The 12,880-nt window shown below is 67.7% G+C and carries 13 protein-coding genes and 1 pseudogene; 6 read left to right on the forward strand and 8 right to left on the reverse strand.

The window, feature by feature from the left end; all coding sequences use genetic code 11:
- On the reverse strand, positions 1–1,209 hold a 1,209-nt coding region (locus tag FHU36_RS37890), incomplete at its 3' end, for an RNA-guided endonuclease InsQ/TnpB family protein (RefSeq protein WP_185088964.1).
- A 6-nt stretch (positions 1,210–1,215) separates the two neighbouring features.
- Positions 1,216–1,604 (reverse strand): annotated as a pseudogene (gene tnpA / locus FHU36_RS37895) (IS200/IS605 family transposase).
- 342 nt (positions 1,605–1,946) lie between these two features.
- Between tnpA and FHU36_RS37900 the strand changes: the two are divergent.
- Positions 1,947–2,288: a YciI family protein gene (locus tag FHU36_RS37900; RefSeq protein ID WP_185088965.1), complete on the forward strand. Its 342-nt coding sequence runs from the start codon at positions 1,947–1,949 to the stop codon at positions 2,286–2,288.
- Positions 2,285–3,553: an RNA polymerase sigma factor gene (locus FHU36_RS37905; protein WP_185088966.1), complete on the forward strand. Its 1,269-nt coding sequence runs from the start codon at positions 2,285–2,287 to the stop codon at positions 3,551–3,553. The genes FHU36_RS37900 and FHU36_RS37905 overlap by 4 nt, the downstream gene beginning before the upstream one ends.
- Here FHU36_RS37905 and FHU36_RS37910 read toward each other — a convergent pair.
- The gene (locus FHU36_RS37910) at positions 3,512–4,171 is read right to left on the reverse strand and encodes an ArsR/SmtB family transcription factor (RefSeq protein ID WP_185088967.1); all 660 of its coding nucleotides are present in this window, start codon (positions 4,169–4,171) and stop codon (positions 3,512–3,514) included. The genes FHU36_RS37905 and FHU36_RS37910 overlap by 42 nt on opposite strands.
- Before the next feature lie 181 nt (positions 4,172–4,352).
- Here FHU36_RS37910 and FHU36_RS37915 point away from each other — a divergent pair, with 181 nt between their 5' ends.
- The 4 genes from FHU36_RS37915 (at position 4,353) to FHU36_RS37930 (ending at position 8,677) form a co-directional block, all read left to right on the forward strand.
- Positions 4,353–5,564, forward strand: a complete 1,212-nt coding sequence (locus tag FHU36_RS37915) for an MBL fold metallo-hydrolase (protein WP_312892119.1) — start codon at positions 4,353–4,355, stop codon at positions 5,562–5,564.
- Positions 5,561–6,784, forward strand: coding sequence for an MFS transporter (locus FHU36_RS37920; protein ID WP_312892120.1), 1,224 nt, complete (start codon positions 5,561–5,563; stop codon positions 6,782–6,784). Before FHU36_RS37915 ends, FHU36_RS37920 begins: the two co-directional genes overlap by 4 nt.
- 216 nt (positions 6,785–7,000) lie before the next feature.
- A complete protein-coding gene (locus FHU36_RS37925; protein ID WP_185088969.1) occupies positions 7,001–7,150 on the forward strand; it encodes a hypothetical protein in 150 nt (49 codons plus the stop codon).
- A gap of 141 nt (positions 7,151–7,291) precedes the next feature.
- The gene (locus FHU36_RS37930) at positions 7,292–8,677 is read left to right on the forward strand and encodes an aminotransferase class V-fold PLP-dependent enzyme (RefSeq protein WP_185088970.1); all 1,386 of its coding nucleotides are present in this window, start codon (positions 7,292–7,294) and stop codon (positions 8,675–8,677) included.
- A 59-nt stretch (positions 8,678–8,736) separates the two neighbouring features.
- Here FHU36_RS37930 and FHU36_RS37935 read toward each other — a convergent pair whose 3' ends face one another.
- Genes FHU36_RS37935 through FHU36_RS37955 form a run of 5 tightly spaced genes read right to left on the reverse strand, consistent with a single transcriptional unit; the run spans position 8,737 to position 12,851 of the window.
- Positions 8,737–9,087, reverse strand: coding sequence for a DsrE/DsrF/TusD sulfur relay family protein (locus tag FHU36_RS37935; protein WP_185088971.1), 351 nt, complete (start codon positions 9,085–9,087; stop codon positions 8,737–8,739).
- Positions 9,084–9,953, reverse strand: coding sequence for a phosphonate ABC transporter, permease protein PhnE (phnE, locus tag FHU36_RS37940; RefSeq protein ID WP_185088972.1), 870 nt, complete (start codon positions 9,951–9,953; stop codon positions 9,084–9,086). The genes FHU36_RS37935 and phnE overlap by 4 nt, the downstream gene beginning before the upstream one ends.
- Positions 9,950–10,708 (reverse strand): phosphonate ABC transporter ATP-binding protein, encoded by a 759-nt coding sequence (locus FHU36_RS37945; RefSeq protein ID WP_185088973.1) that lies wholly within the window; start codon positions 10,706–10,708, stop codon positions 9,950–9,952. The genes phnE and FHU36_RS37945 overlap by 4 nt, the downstream gene beginning before the upstream one ends.
- On the reverse strand, positions 10,708–11,622 hold the full coding sequence (locus FHU36_RS37950) for a phosphate/phosphite/phosphonate ABC transporter substrate-binding protein (RefSeq protein ID WP_185088974.1): 915 nt from the start codon (positions 11,620–11,622) through the stop codon (positions 10,708–10,710). Before FHU36_RS37950 ends, FHU36_RS37945 begins: the two co-directional genes overlap by 1 nt.
- Positions 11,619–12,851 (reverse strand): acyl-CoA dehydrogenase family protein, encoded by a 1,233-nt coding sequence (locus tag FHU36_RS37955; RefSeq protein WP_185088975.1) that lies wholly within the window; start codon positions 12,849–12,851, stop codon positions 11,619–11,621. Before FHU36_RS37955 ends, FHU36_RS37950 begins: the two co-directional genes overlap by 4 nt.
- Positions 12,852–12,880: the final 29 nt, after the last annotated feature.

Genomic DNA, 12,880 nt, shown 5'->3' on the forward strand with positions numbered 1-12,880 from the left:
GCCCACGCGGTTGCGTGGTTTGCGCGCCCCAACCCGCACAGCCGGTCCGGCTTGTGCGTGCTCCGCCCTCCCGGCGGTGAGGATGTTCTTGGCGGCGTTCACGTCGGCGTGCTCGATGTGTCCGCACGAGGTACACCGGAAGACCGCTTGGCTCTCGCGGGACTTCCGATCCACCACCGTGCACACGTTGCACCGTTGACTGGTGTACGCCGGATTCACAGTGATCACATGGGTACCCGTATGTCGGGCCCTGCTGCGGGTGGCCAGCTCGATCCGATGCCAGCCCTTGTCCAGGATGGTGCGGTTCAGGCCGGACTTGCTCGCCGCCCCATTGACAAGGAACACGCCCGGCCGTCCAGGATCCGGCCTGGGCTCGACTCCAGCGGTCATGTTCCTGACCGCCAGGGCCTCGAACACGATCAACTCGAAGTCCGCCGCCAGGACATGAGCAGTCCTGGCGGCGAAGTCCTGTCGGCGGTTGCGGATCTTCCGCGCCAGGTCAGCGACCCGCGCGGCGGCTCTCCTCCGCCGGGCCGACCCCCTCATCGTCCTGGCCACGTCCCGCTGGAGCTTCCTGGCATGCTCGACCTCCCGCTCCCGAGCGAACACCTGGTGATGGAAACGCCCGTCCGAGCGGGTCACGACCTTGACCACGCCCCGGTCGACGCCGACCGCGCTGCCCGGATTCGCATGCCGTTCAGACGTGGTCAGGCCGTCGTCGACGAGGAAGCTGACATACCAGTGCCTGCCGTCCCGGCTGATCGTGGCGTTCTTGACCTTCCCGCCGAGCGGGCGGGTGAGGCGGAAGCGGACCCAGCCGAGCTTGGGGAGCTTCGCGCGCGCCCAGCGGCGGTTGAGCCGCTCGACCGTGATCTTCCCTCCTTCGGGGAACCGGAAACTCGGCGCGTTCCTGGCCTTGGACTTCCAGCGGACCTTCCACGTTCCGTGCCGGGCGCATGCCTGGTCCAGGTCGATGAGCGTCTGCTGCAGGCAGTGGCCGGGCACCTCACCAAGCCAGCCGAAGTCCTGCTTGGCTTCGACGAGTTGGCGGGCCTGCTCGTGATAGCCGATGAACCTCCCGCGGCGCCGGTAGGTGCGGCGCTGCTCCAGGGCGGTGTTCCACACACTGCGGCAGGCCCCGCCGATCCGCTCGGCGAACCCGCTCTGCTCCTCGGTGAGGTCCAGCCGGTACCTACGCCCGCTCAGCACGACGCCTCACCGGTTCTTCCGGCTCTCGACATACCGCTCGACGACATCGGCGGGTGTCCCACCCACGGTGGCCACGAAGGAACGGTGGCCACGAGCGAGGAGTTGGTCCACAGCGTCGGCAGTTTCGACCTCAAGCCCGCAAACTCCTGCCGCAGGACCCGGGAGGAGCGGCCCTTCAACTGTAGGTCCACCTCGACCAACAGGTGAACGTGGTCGGGCAGCACCTCCACCTCCACCGGCCACGCCCCCTGTCTCCTCGATCACCTCGCGGAGCAGCGCTTTCAGCCGCGCTTCGATCCGTCCGTCCGGCACCCCCCGCGGCACGTGGGGCACCACACCACGTGAAAGGCGCGCTGGAAGGTGATGCTGCCGTTCGTGCGCGAGGTCACGGCCACCCGGATCAATTTACGGTGTTGATCTATCTACCGCTCAAAGATTCGACAGAAGGGCTTACCCCCATGGCTGAAGCCAGGGGTCCGCGCCCTAGATCTTCGATCGAGGAAAGGCCCCGCGGGGAGGTCGGGTTCCCGGACGGTCACGGCGGTGGCCACGGCAACGGCTATGGCGCCGGCCCGCGCCTCATGCGCCACAGAAATGCCCTACGGTACTCTGGGTTGTCGGTAGATAACTCAACGTGTGCACGTCGACGTGGCGTGTCGCTGGGTCCCGATTTCGGCCTGCTCGAGATGTCGTATCGGAAGGACCGCTGTTCGTCTCAGGGGTAGGAGGTGGTTCACGTGAAGTACGTGTTGATGTTCATCGAGACCGAGCAGTACCGCAAGGACTGGGAGGCCAAGGACCAGTCCGAGCGCGATGCGGCGTTCGAGGCGGTCGGGCGCTGGTTCGCCGAGCACGGCCAGAAGATCACGCACAGCACCCAGTTGCAGCCCGCCCACGCCGCGACCACGCTGCGCCTCAGCGGCGCAGGCGAGCCGGTCATGACCGACGGGCCCTTCGTGGAGGGCAAGGAGGTCGTCAGCGGCTACGTGGAGGCCGAACTCGCCGATCTGGACGAGGCACTCCGCATGGCCAGGTCGTGGCCGGCCTGCCCTGTCGTGGAGATCCGTCCGGCATCATGACCGCCGCCGGGACGCATGAGGCCCTGGCCCGCGTGGTGCGTGAGCACGCGGGCCGGCTGGCCGCGTCCCTCGTTTCCCTTCTGGGCGACTTCTCCGCCGCCGAGGACCTGGTGCAGGACGCCGTGGAGAAGGCGTTGCGGCGCTGGCCCGAGGAAGGGATTCCGGACCGACCTGACGCCTGGCTGTTCACCGTCGCCCGCCGGCGAGGCCTGGACATCCTGCGACGCGAGGCCACGCATCGGACGAAGCTCGCCGAGGTCCAGTGGCCGGCCCAACCCGAACCGGACGATCGGCTACGGCTCATCTTCATCTGCTGTCATCCGGCACTGTCGCGTCCAGCCCAGATCGCGCTGACCTTGCGAACGGTCTGTGGCCTGACGACAGCGCAGATCGCCGCGGCTTTCCTCATACCCGAGTCGACCGTCGCCCAGCGCCTGACACGTGCCAAACGAAAGATCGCCGAGGCGGGAATCCCGTACCTCATGCCGCCGATCGACGAGCTCCCCGCCCGGCTGGGACAGGTGCTCACAGTCATCTACCTGCTCTTCAACGAGGGCTATCTGGCCAGCGCGGGCGAGCGCTCCCACCGGCGAGACCTCGTCGACGACGCCGAATGGCTGGCCGCACTCCTGATGGCGATGGCGCCGAACGAGCCGGAAGCCGCGGGCCTGCTCGCGCTCATTCGGCTGCATCGGGCGCGGGAGAGCGCCCGCTTCGACTCCGACGGTGGTCTGGTCCCGTTGCGTGACCAGGACCGCGCCCTCTGGGACCGCGACGCCATCACCGCCGCCACCGCCCTGCTGAGCCGTACGGCGCGCGTGCACCACCAGCCCGGCCCCTACCAGCTCCAGGCGGCGATCGTCGCCTGCCACGCCGAGGCCGAGAGCTGGGCGGACACCGACTGGGAGCAGATCGTGGTGCTGTACGACATGCTGCTGCACCTCGCGCCCTCACCGGTCACCCAGTTGCATCGGGCCATCGCGGTCCGCTACGTCGACGGCCCGGCGACCGCACTGGCCGAGGTGGACCGCCTCAGCGACGCGTTGACCCGATACCACCTCTTCCACGCCACACGAGCCGAACTGCTGCGGGAGCTCGGGCGCGGGCGAGAGGCAGTGGAAGCTGACGAGCGGGCGCTCGAACTGACCGTCAATCCAGCCCAGCAGGCGCTCCTCGAACAACGGACCTCACCCGATCCCGACGACGAAAGGCGAACCGCCCTGTCAGGAGGCCACCGGGAGCCCGGCACCCCGCCATTCGGGTAGGCCGTCCTCAAGCGTTCTGGCGTTGTATCCGAACCCCCGAAGCAGGCGTACCGCATTCGGGGCCATGACGCAGAATCGGCCACGGCAGTAGGCCACGATCGTCTTCTCGCCCGGCAGCTCCGAGAGGCGGGCGGCCAGCTGGTCGTGCGGGATGGAGAGGGCGCCCGGGATGTGCCCTGCCTCGAACTCGGTTTCCGGCCGTACATCTATGACGAGGACCTCGCCCGTGTCCAACATCTCGGCCAGTTCAGGTCGGCTCACCGGCGCCAGGTCGCGGTCATCACCGAGGTAGTCGCGCGCTGCGCGCTCGACATCGGCGAGCGAGGAAGCCGCCAGCAGCTTCATCGACTCGACGAAGGCGTGGACCGAATCGTCGGCTAGGCGGTAGAAGACGCGGGTGCCGTCCCGCCTGGTCTTCAGGAGCCCGGTGGAGTGCAGCACCTTGAGCTGCGCGGAGGTGTTGCTGAGCTTGAGGCCACATGCCATCGCCAGATCCTCGACGCTCCGCTCCCCTTGGGCGAGCACGTCGATCAGCTCCAGCCGCAGCGGGTTGGCCAGCGCCTTTCCCAGGCGGGCGAACTGTTCGTAGAGCTGGGACTTGCGCCCGCGGTCACTCATGCGACATCCTCCAATTAGTTATGGAATATTGTAACAGCCGGATTCCGGGAGGGACATCGTGGGCTTCTCGCCATCGCAGTTGATCCCGCTCGTCGACGAGGGGCTCGGCAACACCGCATACCTGCTGGCCTTGGGCGACGGGCGTGCCCTGGCCGTGGACGTCTCCCGCGACCTGCGGGCGGTGCGCCGCACCGCCGAACAGTGCGGCCTGACCATCGCCTTCACGGCGGACACCCACCTGCACGCCGACTACCTCTCCGGCTCTCCCCAACTCGCGCACGACACCGGAGCCACGGTGCTCGCCTCTGCCGCCGGCCGGCGCGAGTTCCCGCACACCGCGCTGCTCGACGGAGACGAGGTCGATCTGGGCGGATTGGCCCTGCGGGCCTTGGCGACCCCCGGACATACAACCGAGCACCTGTCCTATCTCCTGCTGGACGGGGAGGTGCCGCTGGGCGTGTTCACCGGCGGATCGCTGATCGTGGGGGCCGCCGCTCGGACCGACCTGGTGTCGCCCGACCAGACGGTGCCACTGGCACGGGCGCAGCACGGATCGCTGCAGCGGCTGAGCCGCCTGCCGGACGAGGTCGGCGTCTGGCCGACACACGGCGCGGGATCCTTCTGCTCCGCCCCGCCCAGCCCCGAACGCATCTCCACCATCGGCGCCGAGAAGCGGACGAACCCCCTGCTGCAGATGGATGACCCGGAAACCTTCGCACGACGGCTGATCGAAGGGCTCGGCACCTATCCGGCCTATTTCTCAGGGCTCCCGGAGATCAACCGTCACGGACCTGGGATCATCTCAACCGATCCGCCGCTGCACCGTGTTCACCTTGACGCGGCGATCGCCGCGGGAGCCGTGGTCGTCGATGTCCGCCCGGTGCTCGATTTCGCCCGACGCCATGTGACGGGATCCATCTCCATCCCGTTGCGACCGCAATTCGGCACCTGGCTCGGCTGGATCGTGCCCGCGTCCCGGCCGTTCGTGGTCGTGCGCAATCCCGAACAGGATCCGGCGGAGATCGTCTGGCAGTCCCTGAAGATCGGCCACGAGAACCTGATGGGCGAGATGGTCGATGACTGGCACGGTGCCTCCAGCACGATCGACGTCATCGGCCCTGATCAGGTCGGCCACAGCCAGGTCCTCGACGTGCGCCAGAGCGCCGAGTACCACGACGGGCACCTGCCTGGCGCGCGTCATGTGGAACTCGGCCGCCTGCCCGACGCCGGCCTGGACGATGAGCCGTTGGTGGTCATGTGCGGTCACGGCGAACGCGCCGCCACTGCCGCGAGCCTGCTCCGCCGTACCGGACATCGGCACGTGGCGATCCTGTCCGGCGGACCAGATGACTGGTCGCGGATCACGAGTCTCCCGCTGGAGCGGGATAGGTGACCGAGACAGCTCGACTGGGGCTACGCGCCAACCTCCCCCAGTTCGCCCTGCTCGTCGCCGTGAACGCGCTGGTCGGGGGCATGCTCGGGCAGGAGCGGACGGTCCTGCCGCTGCTTGCCGATCAGACGTTCGGTGTCCAGGCGTACACCGCGATCCTCACCTACATCGTCGCTTTCGGCGCCACGAAGGCGGCGAGCAACTTCTTCGCGGGCACGCTGTCGGATCGCTTCGGCCGGAAGCCCGTTCTGATCGCGGGCTGGCTCGTCGGCCTGCCGACGCCGGCATTGTTGATCTGGGCACCGAGCTGGGGCTGGATCGTCGCCGCCAACGTACTGCTGGGCATCAACCAAGGGCTCACCTGGTCCACGACGGTCATCATGAAGATCGACCTGGTAGGCCGTCAGCGGCGCGGGCTGGCCATGGGCTTCAACGAGTCGGCCGGCTACGTCGCGGTCGCGCTCACCGCCTTCTTCACCGGCTACCTGGCCGAGCGATACGGGCTGCGGCCCGCCCCCTTCCTCCTTGGTCTTTCCTACGCCGCGCTTGGCCTCGGCCTTTCAGCGCTCTTCGTCAGAGAGACCCGCGGGCACGCGCGTCTTGAGGGCGGTCCCGCTCATGGCGACGAGATGCGGACGTGGCAGATCTTTCTCACCACCAGCTTCAAGAATCCGTCGTTGTCCGCGGTCAGCCAGGCAGGCATGGTGAACAACCTCAACGACGGTCTCGCGTGGGGGCTGTTCCCCATACTTTTCGCCGCGGGCGGCCTGAGTCTCCCGGAGATCGGCCTGCTCACGGCGGCGCTGCCTGCCGTGTGGGGCGCGGGCCAGATGCTCACCGGCGCGGTCTCCGACCGCATCGGACGCAAGCACCTCATCACAGGCGGCATGATCGTCCAGGGACTGGCGCTCGGCGCCGTCGCTTCGGTGGACGACTTCATCGGCTGGTTGATCGCCGTCGCGTTGATCGGCGCGGGCACCGCGATGGTGTACCCCACCCTGCTCGCCGCGGTGGGCGATGTCGCCCATCCCTCATGGCGCGCCCGATCCGTAGGCGTCTACCGGCTATGGCGTGACGGGGGCTTCGCGGTGGGCGCCTTGCTCGCGGGGGTGCTGGCGGACCTGTACGGCGTCCGGGCGGCGGTCTGGGTGATCGCTGGAATCACCGTGGCCTCTGGCGTGGTCGTCGCGGTACGTATGCGGGAAACCCTGGTGGACCGCTGATTGGTCGCCTCGCGAGATCGCGCGGATCTCGACCAGCGTGTCGAACGGCCAGTTCCGCACCATGTCGATGGCTTCCTCCAGATGCTTCACCTCGACCTCGATGTAGCCGCTGACGGCAGCGGACTCGCTGCCGGAGGGTCCGTCGACCAAGCGGACCTTCCCACCGGCTGACCGGCGGAGAGTCGTCGCGGTCACCACCGACGCGAGGTGGCGGCTGTGCCGGATGCGATCAGCGTGGCGAGCGACCCAGCGGTCGATCTGATGGAACGCCTCGTCCTGTTCGTCACCGCTCATCGCTTCCCACGCCACCTCGATCTCTCCGGCGTCGCGGAACACAAGCGCATATCTCACCTGAGCACCTCCTGATACGAAGACGAATAACGATGGGGATATTTCGACATCTCGGCCGAGAGTTACCCAGGCACGCCTTTGGCTCTCCATGACCCGGTGCTAAGCTTTAGAAAAATATAGCCCCTTCACTGCTGCAAGCTGTGCACAGGAGGCATCATGGCTGACTACATCCCTCAATCGTCCCAGGAAGCTCCCGGTGGCACTATGGGAAACAGCTACGGGAGAAGGGAGCTGCTCCGCGGCAGCGTCCTCGCCACAGCGGGCGTGCTCGCGGCAGGATGCACCACGGCCCAAGCCGGCGCCCCGCCCTCGCCGAGGACTCCAGAGGCCGTCCCGCCACTGGACCCCGACAACTGGGAGTCCGTACGCGCCCAGTTCCCCCTCACCCGCCGTCTCGCGCATTTCTCCGCGTTCATGCTCGCCTCGCATCCCGCTCCCGTGACCGCGGCGATCAAGGAGTTCCGCGACGGGCTGGATTCCTTTCCTCAGCAGTACGGCATGGGCATGCAGGACTTCGAGCGCAGCGATCACGTGCGCAAGGCCCTCGCCGGGTACATCGGCGCCAAAGCCGAGGAGATCGCCCTCACCGACAGCGCCACCATGGCCATCGGCGTGGTGTACGGCGGGCTGGGGCTGAGGCCGGGCGACGAGATCGTGACCACCGAGCACGAGTTCTACTCCACTCACGAATCGCTCCGCCTTCGCGCGCAGGCCACCGGAGCGGTGGTCAGGACCGTGAAGCTCTACGACGATCCCGCGCGCGCACGGTCCGGCGAACTGGTGGCGAAGCTGCGCGCCGCCGTCACCAGGAGGACTCGCGTGATGGCGGTGACCTGGGTGCACTCGAGTACGGGACTGAAACTGCCCGTCAAGGAAATCGCTGACGCTCTGGCCGAGGTCAACGCCAAGCGTGACGAGAAGGACCGGATCCTGCTCTGTGTCGATGGCGTACACGGCTTCGCGGCCGAGAACGTGACGATGAAGGATCTCGGCTGCGACTTCTTCATGACCTCGACGCACAAGTGGCTTTTCGGTCCTCGTGGCACCGGCTTCATCTGGGGCAACCCGGCCGCGTGGGCCCGGTTCCAACCTGTCGTCCCGAGCTTCTCGATGCCGGCGTTCGTCGGCTGGCTCTCGGGCCGGTCTCCGAAGGGGGCTCCCGGCGAGTTGGCCACGCTCGGCGGCTACCACACCTTCGAACATCGATGGGCGCTGGCCAAGGCGGTCGAGTTCCACCAGAGCATCGGCCGGGACCGCATCGCCGCTCGCGTCCGTTCGCAGGCCGATCAGCTTCATGCCGGCCTGGCCGGCATGAAGCACGTGCGCGTGGTGACGCCTCGCTCCGCTGAGCTGTCAGCGGGAATCCTCTGCTGTTCGATCGATGGCCTGAAGCCTGAGGCTGTCGTGCAGAAGCTGGGCGAACAAGGCATCTCGGCCGCTGAGACGCCCTACCGGGAGTCCTTCGTCCGGTTCGGTCCGAGCATCGTCACCAACCCCCAGGAAGTCGATCGCGCCATTCGCGCGATGGCGAGCCTGGGCTGACACACTCCGGCCGGATACTCCGCAGCGGGAGTATCCGGCCGGTCTCTTTTCCGGGGCACTTACACGTTGATGGTCCGATCTGCCCAGGAAGTCCACTGGGCGAGCTCCTTCATGGAGGATCTACGCGCGCCTTTGGCGACGCTGCCCTCGCTGATTCCGCGGGCGTCGAGGCAGGCGCCGCAGCAGCCGACCTCTGCCTGCTTGGACGCCAGGCCCTTGATCATATGTCCGACGTTGTAGTAGCCGTCCGGCGTCTTCTGCCCGGCCATCGCCGATGCCACGGCGTCTCCGAAGAGGAAGACCTTGACCTCGTTGCCGTCCTCGTCGAGCATCTGCCTGGCCCACCGGATGCCGTTGTACGTCCGTTCGCTTCCGTACGGCGCATCGTGCAGGACGAACAGGAACTTCATCTGGAGCTCCTCTCAAGGAGTGATCGGTAGGGACGCGACCTGCGGCCGCTCGTGCGCCCGGAGGCCGCGCCCAGACGGCTCCGGAAGACCTTCGAGATCCGGTCCACTCCGATGACCAGGATCACGACAGAGGCCACCAGGGTGGCGAGCTCCTGGTAGCGGAACAGGTGCAGGGCGATGCCGAGGGCCTGCCCGATGCCGCCGGCCCCGACGAACCCGATGACGACGGAACTGCGGATATTGCATTCCCACTGGTAGAGCACCTGGGAGGCGAGGTTCGCCCGTGCCTGCGGGACGATGCCGAGCAGTGCGGTCGTGGCCCTGCCGCCGCCGGTGAGCCGCATGGCCTCCACGGGCCCCGGGTCCACGGCTTCGAGTTGCTCCGAGCAGAGCTTGGCCATCACCCCGGCCGAGTGGAGAGCGATGGCATACACCCCCGCGGCAGGGCCGAGACCCACAGTGGCCACGAACAGCAGCGCCCACAGCAACTCGTGCACGCTGCGCAGCAGCGTCGCGATTCCCCGCGCGGCCATGGCGAGCGGCACGGGTGCCTGGACATTCGCCGCCATCAGGACCGCGAGCGGGAGACCGATCATCGCTCCCAGTAGGAGCGCTGCTATCGACATCTGCAAGGTCTCCACGGCAGCGTTCAGCACCCTCGAAAGAAGCGCCGCGTCGAGATCCGGCGGCATGAGCCCGGAGATCATCTGTACGGCTCCGGCACGTCCCTGGATGAGGGAGCCCAACCCGATGCCGGTGCCCGCGAGCGACCAGGAGACGGCCACCACGACCACCGCCACCACGACCAGACGCAGGGATCTGCGCGAGGGCCGTCCCGATCGAACCGTCAGGTCGTCCATCGTCATATGACCATCTCCGCCGGGTCGACCTTCCCGTAGATGCGCTCGATCTCCTCGCTGTCGGGTGGGGAGCCGTCGTAGACGACCCTTCCTTCGCGGAGTGCGACCACCCGGTCGCAGAACCTGGCCACGTTCAGGTCGTGAGTGGTGGCCACCAGTGTCGCGCCGCTGTTTCTGAGGTGCTCCAGGGCGACGGCGGCCCGTACCGGATCGAGACCTGAGGTGCACTCGTCGGCGAGGAGCAGGCGGGGCCGGGTGAACAGGGCTCGCGCCAGCGCCACGCGCTGGCGCTCGCCTCCCGACAGCTGCTCCACCCGCTTGCTGAGCGTGTGCTCGATCTCGTGCCGGTGGGCCAGTTCGGCGAGCCTGCCGGCGAAGCGACGAGGAACGACTCCGGCGAGGATCGATGCCCAGTCGGCCAGCCGCCATTGGTGTGCCGCCCCGGCCAGGATGTTCGTACTGGCCGTGAGCCCCGGCACCAGGTCGTCCCGCTGGCGGACGCATCCGATTGCTCTTCTCAACCTGGTCACGGCCGTACGGCGGCCGAACGGGCTGGAGCCGTCGATGGCGACCTGCCCTCGATCAGGACGGACCGCGCCGACGATCACACGAAGGAGAGTCGTCTTACCGGCGCCCGATGGACCGAGCAACGCGAGCCGTTCCCCGACGTCGACCTTGAGAGTCACGTCGTCGAGCACCGCCCGCCCTGCGAAGATCACCGTGACCTGCGAGACGTTGATCTCCACGCCCTCTGAGCCCATCACTGCCCTCGTGGCGGGGTCAGCAGTCCAAGGGCGGTGGCGTGCTGACGGACCTCCGCGTAGTCCGTGGCGGTGACGGCCGCATAACTCTTGGCCCGCATGAGATCCAGAAGCTTCGGATCGCGGATGGCGAGGAACGCGTCGGTGACCGCCTTCCGGGACGTTGCGTCGAGATCTCGGCTCGCGACCCACGGGTAGCCCATGACCTGGCGTGTTTCGACGGCCTGAAGCGCTCCCTTGGGCACGCTTCCCTGCTTCTCGAGCCTGTGCAGGATTCGGAGCTCGATTCCGCCGGCGTCCGCTCCCCCGGACAGCACGGCCTGTGCGGTCGCGTCGTGACCGCCGGTGAACGAGACCGACGAGAGCGGCGGGCACGCGGTGAGATCGCCGACATCACACCGGGCGCCCGCGTCGACGATCATGACCCGCGGGTACAGGCTGCCCGACGTGGAGCTGACGTCGCCGAAGGCGAACTTCCCGCCGGCTGCCACCACGTCCTTGGTCGACCTGTACGGCGAGCGCGCCTTCACCACCACCGCGGACAGGTACGCGGGTGTACCGGTCTCCTGGTCTATCTCGGTGACGAGCGGGACCACCCCCGTCTGCGCCTCGGCCTGGACGTAGGTCAACCCACCCAGGTATGCCACATCGAGTTTCTTGGCGACCAGCGCGGACACCACGCCCGCGTAGTTGGTCGCCACGAAGAGCTCGACGTCGGTCTTGAGTCTGTCGGCCAGGTAGGCGCGGAAGGGTTCGTACTGCGCCCGCTGATTCTCCGGTGAGATGTTGGGGATGATCCCGACGCGCAAGGTCGTGGGCAGGCCGTCCTGAGGCTCCTGGCGACCCGAGCCGCAGCCGATGGCCAGGAGCAGCAACGACATCAGGACCGCGACGGCCTTCCGTCCCCGCTTCATCTCCGCTCATCACCGGTGGAAGGAGCCGCGCCGGGGAACCGGGGCGCCGGGGCGACAGGAGCAAGGGCTATCCCGAGCGCGCTCGCGCCGATCAACTCCTTACCCGTGCGGTTGTTGATGGGCATGATCAGTCCGGCCTGCACGTCACGCCACATGCGTTCGAAGGGCTGTGTACGGCTGTAGGCCGCCCCTCCGACCACGTCGGCCAGGCGAGTCATGATCGCTGCCGCGTTGTTCGTGCAGACGTTCTTGACGAAGGCGCACCGCCCCAGTCCTTCCTGCACGCCGAGCTGGCCGATCAACTGTCCGTTCGTCACCTCGGCCGCATGGCGGCGCAGCACACTGCGGTTGACCTCCAAGGCGATCTCGACGTCCGCGATGGCGTCCTGGACGCGGGCATCCCTGTCGAGTCCTCTCCGGCGGATCTGCTCGACGGCCCAGTCAAGGGCTCCCGCGGCGATCCCCGTGTAGACGGCGCCGAAACTGGGAGCGGTCCAGCAGATGATCGTCTCCAGAACCTGGACGTCGAAGTGACCGATCGGGATGGACTGGACGACGCCTTGATCCGGGACGAAAAGATCGTCGAAGACGACGTCGTTGCTCTGGGTGGCCCGCATGCCGAGCGTGTCCCAGGTCTGCTCGATCGTGACCCCCTTGCCGGCGGGATCCACGAGAAGGACCAGCAGCCGAGGGCCCAGCTCGGGATCCTCATATCGGGCGGTGCTCGCCCACATGGTGGCCACCGCGCTGTTGGTGCCGAAATTCTTGCGGCCGTTGAGAAGGAAGCCGCCGTCCACCCGCGTGGCGGTCGTCCTGGCATCGGTGAACAGGTTGGAGGTCCCGATCTCACTGGCGATGGCGGCCAGGGTGAGGTGCCCCGTCGCCGCGAGGCGCAGGACCTGTTCGAGCGGCGGGGCACCGGTCCGGCGCCAGGTCAGCCCCCATGAACCGAGCGGCGCGACGTGCATGGCGTAGGCCAGCGTCGTGGCGCCGTCAGCGGCCGCCAGCTGCTCCAGGACCAACAGCATGTCCTGCTGGTCCGCTCCGAGACCGCCCAGCTCCTCGGGGACCGTCAGCCTCATGAGCCCGGCGTCGCGCAGGTCGTTGTAGTTGTCATGCGGGAACGCGTTGTCCCGATCGTGGCGTGCCGCTCGCTCGGACAGCGCGGGAACCACCTTGTCGGTGAGCGCTAGAAGCGATCTCTGGCGTTCGTCCAGACACTGGCGCATGATGATCTCCTCGAAACTCGATGAGACGC

The organism is Nonomuraea muscovyensis, from assembly GCF_014207745.1.
In the GTDB taxonomy this organism is placed as follows: Bacteria; Actinomycetota; Actinomycetes; order Streptosporangiales; family Streptosporangiaceae; genus Nonomuraea; species Nonomuraea muscovyensis.

Coding starts and splice junctions, on each gene's coding strand:
- FHU36_RS37910 (WP_185088967.1), bottom strand. CDS start 4,171: ATGAGTGACCGCGGGCGCAAGTCCCAGCTCTACGAACAGTTCGCCCGC.
- FHU36_RS37955 (WP_185088975.1), bottom strand. CDS start 12,851: ATGCGCCAGTGTCTGGACGAACGCCAGAGATCGCTTCTAGCGCTCACC.
- FHU36_RS37930 (WP_185088970.1), top strand. CDS start 7,292: ATGGCTGACTACATCCCTCAATCGTCCCAGGAAGCTCCCGGTGGCACT.
- FHU36_RS37950 (WP_185088974.1), bottom strand. CDS start 11,622: ATGAAGCGGGGACGGAAGGCCGTCGCGGTCCTGATGTCGTTGCTGCTC.
- FHU36_RS37935 (WP_185088971.1), bottom strand. CDS start 9,087: ATGAAGTTCCTGTTCGTCCTGCACGATGCGCCGTACGGAAGCGAACGG.
- phnE (WP_185088972.1), bottom strand. CDS start 9,953: ATGACGATGGACGACCTGACGGTTCGATCGGGACGGCCCTCGCGCAGA.
- FHU36_RS37945 (WP_185088973.1), bottom strand. CDS start 10,708: ATGGGCTCAGAGGGCGTGGAGATCAACGTCTCGCAGGTCACGGTGATC.
- FHU36_RS37905 (WP_185088966.1), top strand. CDS start 2,285: ATGACCGCCGCCGGGACGCATGAGGCCCTGGCCCGCGTGGTGCGTGAG.